The sequence below is a fragment of the Variovorax sp. YR752 genome (assembly GCF_943372545.1).
In genome coordinates, this window is record NZ_CALRZC010000002.1 from 34,675 (window position 1) to 48,555 (window position 13,881).

The window sequence follows — 13,881 nt, forward strand, 5'->3', positions numbered from 1 at the left end:
TGCCGTCTTGCGCGGCGTCTTCCGGCAGCGAATCGAACCTGGGTTCGACTGTGGCAGCGGCTCGGCTGCCTCTCTATCCCTGCACCGAGGGTTGGGGTTATCCCTTGGTGGTGCAAACGGGCCGAATTCTAGGAAGCCATTTCATAACCGGTCAAGGTTATTGATCCTGTTCTTAATTACGATTTCGTATGAAGTACCGAGATCTTCGTGAGTTCATCGCCGGCCTGGAGGCGCTTGGAGAGCTGCGCCGGGTCGCCGAGCCAGTCTCCGCGCGGCTGGAAATGACAGCGGTCAGTGACTTCGTGCTGCGCCAGGGTGGCCCGGCACTTTTGTTCGAACGACCCGACGGTTACAACTATCCCGTGCTCGCCAACCTGTTCGGCACGCCCCGGCGGGTGGCGCTCGGCATGGGCGCCACCGAGGTGAGTGAGCTGCGCGAGGTGGGTCAGCTGCTGGCACGACTGAAGGAGCCGGAGCCACCGAAGGGCCTCAAGGACACGGGCCGGTTGTTACAAATGGCGAAGGCGGTCTGGGACATGAAGCCTGCCGTGGTGCGCCATGTGCCCTGTCAGGAAGTGATCCTGGAAGGTTCGGACCTCGACCTGACCCGCCTGCCGGTGCAGACCTGCTGGCCGGGCGACGCCGGCCCCCTGATCACGTGGGGGCTGGTGGTGACGCGCGGCCCGCAGGGCGGGGCGAACGCACGCTCGCGGCAGAACCTGGGCATCTACCGCCAGCAGGTGATCGGGCGGCGCCAGGTGATCATGCGCTGGCTGGCGCACCGCGGCGGCGCGCTCGACTTCCGCGAGTTCGCGCTGGCCCGGCCGGGCCAGCCGTTTCCGATCGCCGTCGCGCTCGGCGCCGACCCGGCGACCATCCTCGGCGCGGTGACGCCGGTGCCCGACACGCTGTCCGAGTACCAGTTCGCCGGCCTGCTGCGCGGCAGCCGCACCGAGGTAGCCGACACCGCCGTGGGCGACGCCGGGGTGATGCTGCAGGTGCCGGCCAGTGCCGAGTTCGTGCTCGAAGGCCGCATTCCGGCGGCCGAGCCAGGCTGGACGGGCACCAGCGAGCATGGTGTGGCGATGAAGGAGATCAACGGCTACCTGCACGCGCTGGAAGGGCCGTTCGGCGACCACACCGGCTATTACAACGAACAGGACTGGTTCCCGGTGTTCGAGATCACGCGCCTCACGCACCGCCGTGACCCGATCTACCACTCCACCTACACCGGCAAGCCGCCCGACGAGCCGGCTGTGCTGGGCGTGGCGCTCAACGAGGTGTTCGTGCCGATCCTGCAGAAGCAGTTTCCGGAGATCGTCGACTTCTACCTGCCGCCCGAGGGCTGCAGCTACCGCATGGCGATCATCAGCATCCGCAAGGCCTACCCCGGTCATGCCAAGCGGGTGATGTTCGGGCTGTGGAGCTTCCTGCGTCAGTTCATGTACACCAAGTTCATCGTGGTGACCGACGACGACGTCGACATCCGCCGCTGGGAAGAGGTGATCTGGGCCATCACCACGCGCATGGACCCATTGCGCGACACCACGCTGGTGGGCAACACGCCGATCGACTACCTCGACTTCGCCTCGCCGGTCAGCGGCCTGGGCGGCAAGATGGGCCTGGACGCCACCAACAAGTGGCCCGGCGAGACCACGCGCGAGTGGGGGCGCACGATCCGCATGGATGCGGCCGTCGAGCGCCGTGTCGCCGACATCGTGTCCCGGATCACCAAGCCGGCTGTCTGACAAGAGGGTTCACGAGCAGCCCGCCGTGCTTGAAGTCGGCGCGCTCATGGCCTAGTTTTGTGAGGCCTGCCTGCAGGCAAACCCGATGGCGCAGTCCCTGCGCGCCAGGAGCCCCGGACCACTTTCCTCCGGAGCCCCAACCGGTGGCGTCAGCCACCCGCCCCTCCCACCTCTGGTCGGGAGGGGTTTGTCTTTGTGGCCGTCGAGTTCCCTGCTCTCAGCGCGGGCCCATCGGCAGGCCCTCGTGCAGGGCCACTCGTTCCAGCGCCTCCTCGAAGCGGGCCCGTGCGCCGGCGGTCACCGCGCCGAGGTAGGCATGCAGTTCGGCGTCCGCCGGGCTGCGATGGGCGCACTCTGCGCTGTAGCGCTCGAAGTGGGTCAGTTGCATCAGCAGTTCGGCGATGTGGCGTGGGCATTCGCAGGCGATGGTCGAGGACAGGCCGGCGATGTCGATCAATGCGGCGTCGTCCCAGCGGCGTGGCGGAGCGGGCTCGGCGGCGGGCAGCGATCCGGGGGTGGACACCGGACTCCCGCTCACGCCGGCCAGCCATTGCCCGAGCACCGCGTCGGACAGTGGTTCGCGCAGCAATGCCACCCCGGCGGCAGCGAGCTGTTCGCATGTCGGCTCCGCAGCGAAGCGGTACAGCGCGGCCAGCCGCACCACCGGCAGGGCGGGGGCGGACGCCCGCAAGTCATTCAGCCAGTCCGCGTGCAGGCTCGGCGTCTGGATCAGCAGGACGTCCACCGATTGCCCCACGAGCGCCGCCGCCGCCTCGGCGACGTCGGCGAAGGGGCCGACGATGTCCAGCGGCCCGGGCAATCGCCGCCGAACGCCCGGCCTGTCCAGCCGCCGGGCCAGCGCCTCGCCGACCACGGCCACCCGTGACGGTACCGAGGCGCGTGGCGAGGGTGCTCCGAGCGTGCGCGTGACGGTGCTGGCGTGCGTCGCGGCAACATCCTGCAGCTCCGACAGGTCCATGCCCGCCAGCGTGCCGATGGCGTGGCCGAGGTCAGACAACTGCTTGAGCAGCGCGATGCGGCGCACGTCCGCTGCCGTGTAGAGCCGCTGGCCGCTGGCCGTCAAGGCGGGTGACGAAAGACGGTAGCGGCGCTCCCAGACGCGCAGCGTTGCCACCGGCATGCGGACCATTCTTGCCACGGCGCCACTGCGATGGCGGGGCTCGTGGTCGTTGTCCTGTGGGAGTGATGAAGCCATGGAGATCGGCGCGAAGCGTTAATGACGTCGATTATCGGACGATGAGACGGGGTGTTGGTATTGATGACCTGTGAATGACATGGATATGAGTATGCTTTCGTGGTCACTGAGTCGTTGTGCTGCTTCCCCCGATGAAACCCATCCCTCGCCCCTTCAAGGGCAACAAGGCCTCGCTGCCGCTCAAGCCCTGCCAGGCCTGCGGCCGGCCGATGAGCTGGCGCAGGGCGTGGGCGCGCCACTGGGACGAGGTGAAGTACTGCTCCGAAGGCTGCCGCCGCGCGAAGGGCCCACGTGGCTGAGTTGCGCTCGCTGGTGCTGGTGCTGGGCGATCAGCTCGATGCCGAGTCGTCGGCATTCGACGACTTCGACGCCGCCCGCGACGCCGTCTGGATGGCCGAGGTCGCGCAGGAGTCGACCCATGTCTGGTCCAGCCAGTCGCGCATCGCCCTGTTCCTGTCGGCGATGCGCCACTTCGCGCAGACCTTGCGTTCACACGGCCGGCCGCTGCACTACACCGCGCTCGATGCGAGCCACAACCGCGGCAGCCTCGCCGCGCAACTGAGCGCCGACATCGAGCGGCTGCAGCCGCAGCGGCTGGTGATCACGGCGCCGGGCGACTGGCGGGTGCTGCAGGCGCTGCGCGGCGTGGCCGAGGCCTGTTGCCTGCCGCTGGACGTGCGCGAAGACCGCCACTTCTTCTGCAGCGTGCGCGAGTTTGCTGCCCATGCGCGCGGCCGCAAGTCGCTGCGGCTGGAGTACTTCTACCGCGAACAGCGTGTGCGCCACCGGGTGCTGATGGACGGCGACCAGCCGATCGGCGGCGAGTGGAACTTCGATGCCGACAACCGCGAGTCCTTCGGCGCGGCAGGCCCCGGCCGCGTGCCGCCGCGCAGCCGCTTCGAGCCCGACGGCATCACCCGCGACGTGATGGCGCTCGTTCGCGCGCGCTTTGCCGGCCATCCGGGCAGCCTCGACGAGTTCGCCTGGCCGGTGACCCGCGAGCAGGCGCAGGAGGCGCTGTACCGCTTCGTCGACGAACGCCTGCCGAAGTTCGGCCGCCACCAGGATGCGATGTGGCCCGGCGAGCCCTGGCTCTACCACGCGCACATCGCCGCGGCGGTGAACCTGAAGCTCATCCATCCGCGCGAGGCGGTGGCCGCCGCAGAGGCGGCCTACCACGCCGGCAAGGCACCGCTGGCCAGCGTCGAGGGCTTCATCCGCCAGATCCTCGGTTGGCGCGAGTACGTGCGCGGCATCTACTGGACGCAGATGCCCGGCTACCTGGAGCGCAACGCGCTGGGGGCCCGCGAGGACCTGCCGCCCTGGTACTGGACCGGCGAGACCGACATGGCTTGCCTGCGCGACGCGATCGTGCAGACGCTGAAGCACGGATATGCCCACCACATCCAGCGGCTGATGGTGACGGGGCTGTTCGCGCTGCTCTATGGTGTCGACCCGAAGCAGGTGCATGGCTGGTACCTGTCGGTCTACGTCGATGCGGTCGAGTGGGTCGAACTGCCGAACACGCTGGGCATGAGCCAGTACGCCGACGGCGGGCTGATGGCGAGCAAGCCCTACGCCGCCACCGGCAAGTACATCGATCGCATGAGCCCGCACTGCGCCGGCTGCCGCTACGACCCGGCGCTGCGCAGCGGCGAGCGTGCCTGCCCGTTCACCACGCTGTACTGGGACTTCCTGGGGCGCCACGAGGCGCTGCTGGCGAAGAACCCGCGCATGGCGCTGCAGGTGAAGAACCTCGCGCGCATCGACGAAGCGCAGAAGGCTGCGGTGGCTGAGCGTGCGGCCGCGATCCGCCGCGGCGAGGTGGGCCATGCCGGGCGAGACTGAGCCGATGCAGCCGACGCTGGCCGCCGCCCGCGCGCGCATCGCCGCCGTGCGGCCGAAGGACTACGCGGCCACGCGCAACCATCTCGATGGCGCGGTGAGCGGCTTGTCGCCCTACCTCACGCATGGCTTCGTCACGCTGACCGAGGTGCTGTCCGGCGTGGCGGCGCGCCATCCGCTGCACGTGCAGCACAAGTTCGTCTACGAACTCGGCTGGCGTGCCTTCTTCCGCCATGTCTGGGCGCACCGTGGCGACGGCATCCTGCGCTCCCTGCACGACGGCATGCTGCCCGACGAAGCCTATGCGCGGGAACTGCCGTCCGACCTGCGCCAGGCACGCACCGGCGTGCCGGCCATCGACGCCGCGGTTCGCACGCTCTACGCCACCGGCACGCTGCACAACCACGCCCGCATGTGGCTGGCCAGCTATGCCGTGCACCTGCGCAAGCTGCACTGGCGCAGCGCGGCCGACTGGCTCTGCGCGCACCTGCTCGACGGCGATCTGGCGAGCAACCACCTGAGCTGGCAGTGGGTGGCCGGCACCGGCAGCCACAAGCCCTACCTGTTCAACGCCGGCAACGTGGCGCGCTTCGCCCCTGCAGCGTGGCACAGCCCGGGCACGGTGATCGACACCGCCTACGAGATGCTGGACGCCATCGCGCGCTCGCCGCAGGCGGTGCCGTCGGCACCGCAGGGCGAGGGCGTCACCGAACCCGCCTGCCTCGCCGAACCGCCCGCCGCACTCGGCTGCACGGCACCGGATGCCGATGCGGTGCGCGGCCGCGAGGTCTGGCTCGTGCATCCGTGGAACCTCGGCGCGCTGCCCGCGGATCTCGATCCTGACGCGCGGGTGATCGGCCTCTTCGTCGCCGACTTCCATCGCGCCTGGCCGTGGAGCGAACGGCGCTGGCAGTTCGTCGGCACGCGCATGGCCGAACTGGCGCCGCAGCGCTGGCATGGCGATGCACGGTCGATCGGCCAGGCATTGGCGGCCGCGAAGCGGGTGCGTTCGCTCGACGAGCCACACCTGGCGCCGTGGCTGTCGCGCTGGGCCGACTGCGCGCCGGCGCCGCTTCTGTTCCCCGATGTGGCCTACCGCTTCAACTCGTTCTCGCCCTGGTGGGCACACGTGACTCGCGGGCTGCACTCGATCGACGACCTGCTGGCCGGCCGGCCGATCCAACCGGAGGTGTTCCCATGAACGACATCGCCCTGATCACCGGCGCCAGCGGCGGCATCGGCCGCGCGCTGGCGCAGACGCTCGCTGCGCAAGGCTGGCGCGTGGTCGCCGTCGGCCGCGATGCGGCGCGCCTGGCCGACGTGCCGGCGGTGCTGCGCATCGCCGCGGACACCAGCACCCCCGAGGGCGCCGAGCTCGCGCTCGCGGCTTCGCGCGAGGCGCTCGGCGAGGCGCCGGCGCGGCTCGCGCATTGCGTCGGCAGCACGCTGATCGCGCCGCTGCACCGCACGAAGCACGAGGCCTACCGCGAACTGATGCGCGTGAACCTCGACAGCGCCGTGTGGATGCTGCAGGCCTGGCTGGCCGCGCAGCAGGGCGGCGCCGGCGCGGCGGTGTTCGCCAGTTCGGTGGTGGCGCGCATCGGTGTCGCCAACCACGAGGCGATCGCGGCGGCCAAGGGCGGCGTCGAGGCGCTGGTGCGCAGCGCCGCCGCCACCTACGCAGCGCAGGGCGTGCGCGTGAACGCCGTCGCCCCCGGAATGACCGAGACGCCGATGACCGCCGCGATGCTCAAGCTGCCGGCGATGCGCGAGGGCGCCGGCCGGCAGTACCCGCTGGGCGGCGTGCAATCGGCGGCGCAGGTGGCCGACACGATGGCCTGGCTGCTCGGCGACGGCGCGGCGCGCCTGACCGGGCAGGTGATCGCTGTCGATGGCGGCTTCACGACCATCCGTCCGCTGGTCAAGTGATCCGATGAGCGAGCCGCTCGCGCTGGTCTGGTTCAAGCGCGACCTGCGCGTGCGTGACCACCAGCCGCTCGTGCAGGCACAGACTTTCGGGCGCTCGATCGCGCTGTTCGTGATCGAGCCCGAGTGGCTGGCCAGCCCCGAATGCGATCCGCGCCATGTGCAGTTCGCGCTCGACTGCCTGTCACCCTTGCGCGATGAACTGGCGCGGCGTGGGCTGCCACTGCTGGTGCGCATCGGCACGGTGACCGAGGTGCTCACGGCGCTGCGTCGCGAGTTCGCCTTCACGCACCTGTTCAGCCACGAGGAGACTGGCCCCGGCTGGAGCTATGCGCGCGACCGCGAAGTCGCCGCCTGGTGCCGCGCGCAGGGCGTGGCCTGGACCGAGTTCGCGCAGACCGGCGTGGTGCGACGGCTGCGCACGCGCAACGGCTGGGCTGCCCAATGGGCGCGGCGCATGAACGCCGCCGAAGCGGTGGTCGAGGGCGGCTTCGCCGGCGTGCCGGGTCTCGTGCCCGAGGCCTTGCCGACGCTGCGCGATCTCGGGCTCGCGGCACCCGCCGCTGCGCTGCCGCCCGCCGGCGAGGCACCGGCCTGGCACCGGCTCGACAGCTTCCTCGCCGGCCGCGGCCGCGACTACCGCCGTGCCCTGTCCAGCCCGCTCAGCGCCGCCGAGGGCTGCAGCCGCCTGAGCGAACATCTCGCGTTCGGGACGATCTCGATGCGCTGCGTGCACCAGGCCACCGAGGCCGTGATCCGCAGCACGCCCGACCGCGGCCTGGCACACGCGCTGCGCGGCTTCGCCGGCCGCCTGCGCTGGCATTGCCACTTCATGCAGAAGCTGGAGGACGAGCCGCAGATCGAGTTCCGCAACTTCGCGCGGGCCTGCGACGGCCTGCGCGAAGAGAGCTTCGACCGCGAGCGTTTCGAGGCCTGGTGCGCGGGCCGCACCGGCTATCCGATGGTCGATGCCTGCATGCGCCAGTTGCGCGCGACGGGCTGGATCAACTTCCGCATGCGTGCGATGCTGGTCAGCTTCGCCGCCTACCACCTGTGGCTGCACTGGCGCGAGCCGGGGCTGTTCCTGGCCCGCCAGTTCCTCGACTTCGAACCCGGCATCCACTGGAGCCAGATGCAGATGCAGTCGGGCACGACGGGCATCAACACGCTGCGCATCTACTCGCCGGCCAAGCAGGCGCGCGACCACGATCCGGCCGGCGCGTACGTTCGGCGCTGGGTGCCGGAGATCGGCTCGCCGGCGTATCCGGAGCCGATCGTCGACGAGCGCGCGGCGCTGGCGGCCGCGCGCGAGCGGCTGTACGCGCTGCGCCATGGCGACGAGGCCCGGCGCGAGGCCGACGCGATCCAGGCCCGGCACGGCTCGCTCCGCAGCGGCCTGCCGCCGTCGGGCAAGCCGATGCGGCGGGGCCGCGCTGTGGCGCCGGGGCAGGGCGACCTGTTCTGAGCAGCGCGCAATCCCACGCGCTTGTCACGGCAAGGCCCGCGTGACATCGTCCTCACCCCGATCACCGAGGAGTGCGAGATGACGCAGTGGCGACGCAAGGGTGCGGACGAGGTCTACCCAGCGGACGAGGTGGAAGCGCGGCTGAAGGCCGAACTGCCGCAGTGGTACCTCGAGGACGGCTGGATCCGCCGCAAGTACAAGACCAGCGGCTGGAAGGCCACGCTGATGGTGGTGAACACCGTCGGCCATCTGGCCGAGGCCGCGTGGCATCACCCGGACCTCAGCGTGTCGTATGCCTTCGTCACCGTGAAGCTGATGAACCACGCCGCCAAGGGCATCACCGAGAAGGACTTCGCGCTGGCGAGGAAGATCGAGGAGGTGCTGATGTGGCAGCCAGGCAAGGACGAGCCGGCGGTGCTCGAGGGCACGCCGGACGACCCGCGCTTCAAGTACCTGAAGTACGACTGAGCGCCTGCGGCCCGGGCGGGCTGCGTTGACAGACTGTCCCCCAATCGGGACACCGCACCTGCCTGACCACGGTTCGTCGCGGGTTGACGCTGCGGAACGGGCCTTGCTACCCGAAGCCGTATGCTTCGCCCGATCGACGCCCCGCTGCCGACCATGGCCTCTTCCTCGCCGCCTGCCGAGCGCGCCGCCGTGCGTGCCGGCGTGAGCGTGTGCGCGCCGGGCCGGCTGCACCTCGGTTTCCTCGATCCCTCCGGCACGCTCGGCCGGCGCTTCGGCAGCATCGGACTGGTCGTCGACGGCTTCGAGACCGAGCTCGAGCTCCATGGGGCGCCGCGTGACGAACTCCACGCCGACGGCCCTGCGGCGCGCGCCGAACTCGACCGTGCCGCCGCTCACCTGTCGGCGCTGCGCGAGCGCAGCGGCCTGCGCGAGCCGCTGTCGCTGCGCCTGCGCCGCGTGCTGCCGGCCCATGCCGGTTTCGGTTCCGGCACGCAGCTCGCGCTGGCCGTCGGGCGTGCCTTCGCGCGCTGGCATGGCCTGGACGTCGACACACCCACGCTGGCGCAGTGGCTGGGCCGCGGCCTGCGCTCGGGCATCGGCATCGCCGGGTTCGATGCCGGCGGTCTGCTGCTCGACGGCGGCCCGGGCCGCGACGGCCAGCCGGCCAAGGTGCTCTCGCGCGTCGAGCTGCCTGCAGCGTGGCGGGTGATCGTCGTGCTCGATCCGCGCTGCCGCGGCCTGTCCGGCGCGCAGGAGCGCGAGGCCATCGCCACGCTGCCGCCGCTGCCGCAGGCCGCTGCCGCCGACATCTGCCACCAGCTGCTGATGCGCGTGCTGCCTGGCGCCGCGCTCGACGACTTCGCCGCCTTCGCGCCCGGTTTGAACCGCGTGCAGCAGCTGCTGGGCGACCATTTTGCCCCCGCGCAGGCCGGCAGCGCGTGGACCAGCGCCAGCGTCGGCCGGCTGATGCAGTGGTGGGGCGAGACCGCCGGCGCCGCGGGCGGCGCCGCCATCGGCCAGAGTTCCTGGGGCCCGACCGGCTTTGCCATCGTGCCTTCGGCCGCAGCGGCGCAATCGCTCGTCGACGCTGCGCGCTCGGCGGGTGTGGTCGATCCGGCGCTCGAACTGCAGGTGGTCGGTGCGCGCCGCCGCGGCGCCCGGGTGATCGACCTGCCGGCGCGCTGAAACCCTTCCTTCTTTCACTTCACCGAGAGCGATTCGCCATGGAACGCCCCTACATCCTGCACATGATCACGCCGGGCAAGCAGATGAGCCCGTTCGACATCAACATGGCGGCCGACGCCGGCTACCAGATCATCGTGCCGTACTGCGAGGCCGACATGAAGAGCGTGACGGCGCTGACGCAGGACGCGATCTTCTCGCGCGGGCCCAAGGGCGTGGCGCGCACCGGCATCTTCATCGGCGGGCGCGATGCGGTGGTCGCGGCCGACATGCTCGAGACGTCGACCAAGGCCATGGTGCCGCCGTTCGTCGTCTCGGTGATGGCCGATCCCAGCGGCGCCTACACCACCGCCGCGGCGATGGTCGCCTGCGTCGAGGCGGCACTGCTGAAGACCTCGGCCGAAGGCTTGAAGGGCCGGCGCGTGGTCGTGCTCGGCGGCACCGGGCCGGTGGGCCGGATCGCCGGCGTGCTGGCGGCGCAGGCCGGCGCCGAGGTGGCGCTGTCCAGCCGCAACGGCATCGACGTCGCCGAGGAGGCCGCGCAGCAGACCGGCAAGCGCTTCGGCGTGACGATCCACGGCGTCTCCGGCGGCGACCGCGCGGCCGTGCGCACCTCGATCGCCGATGTCGACGTCGTGCTCGCCTGCGCCGCCGCTGGCGTGCAGGTGGTGTCGGCCGAAGACCTCGGCTTCGCGAAGAGGATGCTCGTCGCCGCCGACGTCAACGCCGTGCCGCCCGAGGGCGTGGCCGGCGTCGGCGTGATGGACGACGCGAAGCCGCTGGCCGGCACCAACGCGGTGGGCATCGGTGCGCTGGCCATCGGCAACGTCAAGTACCAGACCCAGCATCGCCTGCTCGCGCAGATGCGCGAGGCGCCCAAGGCGGTGACGCTCGGCTTTGCCGAGGCCTTCGCCACCGCGCGCGCCTTCCTGGCCGAATCCAGGGCCGGCTGAGCGGCGCGCGCGTGCTGGCCGTCGCGGCACTCTCCGCCCGCGCGATCGTCGATGCCGCGGCGCTCGACGGCTTGCGCACGGTCGCGCTGGACTTGTTCGGCGACGTCGACACGCGGCGCCGCGCGCACGAGTGGCGATGCATCGGTGACGCCGCCACGCTGCGCATCGACGACGATCGCCTGCTCGCCGCACTCGACGCGCTGGCCCGTCGCGGCGAGGTGCGCGGATGGATCGCCGGCAGCGGCTTTGACGGTCGAGCCGATCTGCTCGAGCGCGGCGCCGCCTGCCTGCCGCTGGTCGGCACTGCGCCGGAGGACGTGCGCCGCGTGCGCGACCCGCAGGCCTTCTTCGACCTGCTGCGCTCGCACGGCATCGGCCATCCGGCCACCGCGTTCGAGCCGCCACTGTCGACCGCGGGCTGGTTGTGCAAGGACGCCGGCGGCAGCGGCGGCTGGCAGGTGCGCCGAGCGCAGGCCGGTGATCCGCCAGCGGCCGGGTGCTACTGGCAGCGCGAGCGCTCGGGCGTGCCGATGTCGGCCACGCTGGTGTGCAATGGTCGCGATGCCGTGCTGCTCGGCTTCAACCGGCAGCTCACGCAGGCGATCGGCGAGCGGCCGCACGTGTTCCGCGGCGTGATCGGGCCGCTGCCGGTGAGCGATCGGGTGCAGCGCGAGCTCACGGCCATCGCGCGGCTGCTCGCCGGCGTGTTCCGCGTGCGCGGCCTGGCCAGCCTCGATTTCCTGCTCGACGGCGATACTGTCGAGGTGCTCGAACTGAACCCGCGCCCGCCGGCCAGCCTGTCGCTCTATCCGCGCGTCGGCGACGGCGGGCCGCTGCGCGCCCACCTGCGCGCCTGCGAGCAGGGCGAACTGCCGAGTGCGCCGGCGGCGGGCGGCCTCGTGCGTGGCGTGGCGATCGTCTTTGCGCCGCATGAACTGGGCGTCGATGCAGCCTGCGCGGCACGCATCGAAGGCTGCGATGGAACGCACGACCTGCCGCAGCCCGGCACGAGGGTCGCCGCCGGCGACCCGCTGTGCAGCCTCGACGCCGAGGGCCGCGACGAGGCCGACACCACACGACAACTGGCACAGCGCCGCGCCGCGCTGCAAGCCACCCTGGAGACAAGAACATGAGTGACCATTCCCCCGCACTGGCCGGCTGCACGCTCAGCCTGAACGCCCACGTGCAAGCGTGGGTCGAGCGGCTCGTCGAGCAGGCCGATGCACTGCGCGTGGCGGTGCGGCGAGACGACTCCGGCGCGCGCATCGTCGATGCCGGCATCGAGGCCCCGGGCAGCATCGCCGCCGGCCTGATCGTCGGCGAGATCTGCCTCGGCGGCTTCGGCAGCGTGAGCCTGAAGAGCAACGCGGCCGACGGCTGGCCGAGCTGGCTGGAAGTGCGCAGTTCGCAGCCCGTGCTCGCCTGCCTGGCCAGCCAGTACGCCGGCTGGAGCCTGGCGGCCAGCAAGGAGGAGACCGGCGGCAAGAAGTTCTTCTCGCTCGGCTCCGGCCCGGCGCGCGCGTTGGCCGCCAAGGAGGCGCTGTACGCCGAACTCGGCTACCGCGACCGCGCCGACCGCGGTGTCATCGTGCTCGAGGTCGATCGTGCGCCGCCGACGGTGGTGGTGCAGAAGATCCTGCGCGACTGCGGCCTGCAGGCCGAGGGGCTGACCATCGTGCTGACGCCGACCAGCAGCGCCGCCGGCACCACGCAGGTGGTGGCGCGCGTGCTCGAGGTGGCGCTGCACAAGTCGCACGAACTGGGCTTCGACCTGTCGCACGTCGTCGACGGCGTGGCCAGCGCGCCGCTGCCGTCGCCGAGCCCGGACGGTGTCGAGGCGATGGGGCGCACCAACGACGCCATCCTCTACGGTGGCCGCGTGCACCTGGCCGTGCGTGGCAGCGACGAAGCCGCGCGTGATCTCGCCGCGAAGCTGCCCTCGCGCAACTCGAAGGACTATGGCCGCTCGTTCGCCGAGATCTTCAAGGCGGTCGAGTACGACTTCTACAAGATCGACCCGGCGCTGTTCGCACCCGCCGAGGTGTGGGTGAGCAACCTCGACACCGGCGCCACCTTCCACGCCGGTGCGCTGAACATGGACCTGCTGCGCGGGCTGTGGCTGAAGGACGCGTGACGCTGCGATGAGCACGCGGATCGCGATCATGACCGATGAGGTCGGCTGGCACACCCGCCAGTTGCAGGCGGCGCTGCGCGAGCGCGGCGTGGTCGGCCGCTGCGTGGACCTCGAAGACTGCCGCATCGACACGCTGGCCTCGGCGCACGGCCTGGTCATCCCCGGCTTCGGCACCGAGCTGCCCGATGCCGCGATCGTGCGCGGCATCGCCGGCGGCAGCTTCGAGCAGGTCACCAAGCGCCTGGGTGTGCTGCATGCGCTGCGAGAACTCGGCGTGCCGGTCTACAACGATGCGCGCGCCATCGAGCGCAGCGTCGACAAGGCGATGACGAGCCTGCTGCTGTACGCCGCCGGCGTGCCGACGCCGCCGACATGGGCGATGGAGTCGGCCGCGCAGGCACAGCGCGTGGTGATGCGCGAAAGCGCAGCCGGCCATGCGCTGGTGCTCAAGCCGCTGTTCGGCTCGCAAGGCAAGGGCCTGCAACTGATCGGCTGCGTCGACGGCGTGCACCGGCCGCTGCCCGAGTTGAAGGGCGCCTACGGCTCGCTCGCCTACCTGCAGCGCTTCCTGCCACCGCTGACCCGCCCGGGCTTCGACTGGCGCGTGCTGGTCGTCGGCGGCCGGGCCGTCACGGCGATGAAGCGTGTCAGCGAACACTGGGTGCACAACGTCAAGCAGGGCGCGGCCTGCGAGCCGGCCGAACTGTCGCAGCCGCTAGCCGAACTCGCCGAATCGGCGGCGCGCACGCTGGCGATGGACTACGCCGGCATCGACATCCTGCCCGCATCCTCGATGAACGACCTGCAGGTGCTCGAGGTCAACGGCGTTGCCGCCTGGCAGGGCCTGCAGCGTGTCACGCCGTTCAACATCGCGCGCTGCATCGTCGACGATCTGCTCGAGCGCCGGCTCGGCCTGTCCCGGCACGGCGCGCGTCGCGCATGAG

At 71.2% G+C, this 13,881-nt stretch carries 13 protein-coding genes; 12 read left to right on the plus strand and 1 reads right to left on the minus strand.

Translation table 11 applies throughout. From position 1 onward, the window contains the following. Window positions 1–188: 188 nt before the first annotated feature. Window positions 189–1,748, plus strand: coding sequence for a UbiD family decarboxylase domain-containing protein (locus AAG801_RS00640; protein WP_341886691.1), 1,560 nt, complete (start codon window positions 189–191; stop codon window positions 1,746–1,748). Window positions 1,749–1,965: 217 nt separating this feature from the next. Here AAG801_RS00640 and AAG801_RS00645 read toward each other — a convergent pair whose 3' ends face one another. Further along, window positions 1,966–2,907, minus strand: a complete 942-nt coding sequence (locus AAG801_RS00645; RefSeq protein WP_341886692.1) for a MerR family transcriptional regulator — start codon at window positions 2,905–2,907, stop codon at window positions 1,966–1,968. Window positions 2,908–3,095: 188 nt separating this feature from the next. Here AAG801_RS00645 and AAG801_RS00650 point away from each other — a divergent pair, with 188 nt between their 5' ends. The 11 genes from AAG801_RS00650 to AAG801_RS00700 all read left to right on the plus strand — a co-directional run bounded on the left by AAG801_RS00650 (window position 3,096) and on the right by AAG801_RS00700 (window position 13,880). Beyond that, the gene (locus AAG801_RS00650; RefSeq protein WP_341886693.1) at window positions 3,096–3,263 is read left to right on the plus strand and encodes a DUF2256 domain-containing protein; all 168 of its coding nucleotides are present in this window, start codon (window positions 3,096–3,098) and stop codon (window positions 3,261–3,263) included. Further along, complete coding sequence (locus AAG801_RS00655) at window positions 3,256–4,812, plus strand: cryptochrome/photolyase family protein (protein WP_341886694.1); 1,557 nt, start codon at window positions 3,256–3,258, stop codon at window positions 4,810–4,812. Before AAG801_RS00650 ends, AAG801_RS00655 begins: the two co-directional genes overlap by 8 nt. Before the next feature lie 4 nt (window positions 4,813–4,816). Then, entirely contained in the window at window positions 4,817–6,010 is a 1,194-nt protein-coding gene (locus AAG801_RS00660; protein WP_341886695.1) for an FAD-binding domain-containing protein, read from the plus strand. Beyond that, window positions 6,007–6,738 carry an SDR family oxidoreductase gene (locus tag AAG801_RS00665; protein WP_341886696.1) on the plus strand — a complete coding sequence of 244 codons (732 nt, stop codon included), beginning with the start codon at window positions 6,007–6,009 and terminating at the stop codon, window positions 6,736–6,738. The genes AAG801_RS00660 and AAG801_RS00665 overlap by 4 nt, the downstream gene beginning before the upstream one ends. A 4-nt stretch (window positions 6,739–6,742) precedes the next feature. Further along, on the plus strand, window positions 6,743–8,200 hold the full coding sequence (locus AAG801_RS00670; RefSeq protein ID WP_341886697.1) for an FAD-binding domain-containing protein: 1,458 nt from the start codon (window positions 6,743–6,745) through the stop codon (window positions 8,198–8,200). 78 nt (window positions 8,201–8,278) lie between these two features. Beyond that, entirely contained in the window at window positions 8,279–8,668 is a 390-nt protein-coding gene (locus AAG801_RS00675) for a 4a-hydroxytetrahydrobiopterin dehydratase (protein WP_341886698.1), read from the plus strand. Window positions 8,669–8,821: 153 nt separating this feature from the next. After that, window positions 8,822–9,853, plus strand: a complete 1,032-nt coding sequence (locus AAG801_RS00680; protein ID WP_341886750.1) for a beta-ribofuranosylaminobenzene 5'-phosphate synthase family protein — start codon at window positions 8,822–8,824, stop codon at window positions 9,851–9,853. Between the two features lie 38 nt (window positions 9,854–9,891). Further along, window positions 9,892–10,803: an NAD(P)-dependent methylenetetrahydromethanopterin dehydrogenase gene (locus tag AAG801_RS00685; RefSeq protein ID WP_341886699.1), complete on the plus strand. Its 912-nt coding sequence runs from the start codon at window positions 9,892–9,894 to the stop codon at window positions 10,801–10,803. An 11-nt stretch (window positions 10,804–10,814) separates the two neighbouring features. Further along, window positions 10,815–11,936 carry an ATP-grasp domain-containing protein gene (locus AAG801_RS00690; RefSeq protein ID WP_341886700.1) on the plus strand — a complete coding sequence of 374 codons (1,122 nt, stop codon included), beginning with the start codon at window positions 10,815–10,817 and terminating at the stop codon, window positions 11,934–11,936. Further along, window positions 11,933–12,937, plus strand: a complete 1,005-nt coding sequence (gene mch, locus AAG801_RS00695; RefSeq protein ID WP_341886701.1) for a methenyltetrahydromethanopterin cyclohydrolase — start codon at window positions 11,933–11,935, stop codon at window positions 12,935–12,937. The genes AAG801_RS00690 and mch overlap by 4 nt, the downstream gene beginning before the upstream one ends. A 7-nt stretch (window positions 12,938–12,944) precedes the next feature. Continuing rightward, window positions 12,945–13,880, plus strand: a complete 936-nt coding sequence (locus tag AAG801_RS00700; RefSeq protein WP_341886702.1) for a RimK family alpha-L-glutamate ligase — start codon at window positions 12,945–12,947, stop codon at window positions 13,878–13,880. The last annotated feature ends 1 nt before the right edge of the window (window position 13,881 follow it).

Coding starts and splice junctions, on each gene's coding strand:
- AAG801_RS00665 (WP_341886696.1), top strand. CDS start 6,007: ATGAACGACATCGCCCTGATCACCGGCGCCAGCGGCGGCATCGGCCGC.
- AAG801_RS00700 (WP_341886702.1), top strand. CDS start 12,945: ATGAGCACGCGGATCGCGATCATGACCGATGAGGTCGGCTGGCACACC.
- AAG801_RS00675 (WP_341886698.1), top strand. CDS start 8,279: ATGACGCAGTGGCGACGCAAGGGTGCGGACGAGGTCTACCCAGCGGAC.
- AAG801_RS00640 (WP_341886691.1), top strand. CDS start 189: ATGAAGTACCGAGATCTTCGTGAGTTCATCGCCGGCCTGGAGGCGCTT.
- AAG801_RS00680 (WP_341886750.1), top strand. CDS start 8,822: ATGGCCTCTTCCTCGCCGCCTGCCGAGCGCGCCGCCGTGCGTGCCGGC.
- AAG801_RS00660 (WP_341886695.1), top strand. CDS start 4,817: ATGCAGCCGACGCTGGCCGCCGCCCGCGCGCGCATCGCCGCCGTGCGG.
- AAG801_RS00650 (WP_341886693.1), top strand. CDS start 3,096: ATGAAACCCATCCCTCGCCCCTTCAAGGGCAACAAGGCCTCGCTGCCG.
- AAG801_RS00685 (WP_341886699.1), top strand. CDS start 9,892: ATGGAACGCCCCTACATCCTGCACATGATCACGCCGGGCAAGCAGATG.
- AAG801_RS00670 (WP_341886697.1), top strand. CDS start 6,743: ATGAGCGAGCCGCTCGCGCTGGTCTGGTTCAAGCGCGACCTGCGCGTG.
- mch (WP_341886701.1), top strand. CDS start 11,933: ATGAGTGACCATTCCCCCGCACTGGCCGGCTGCACGCTCAGCCTGAAC.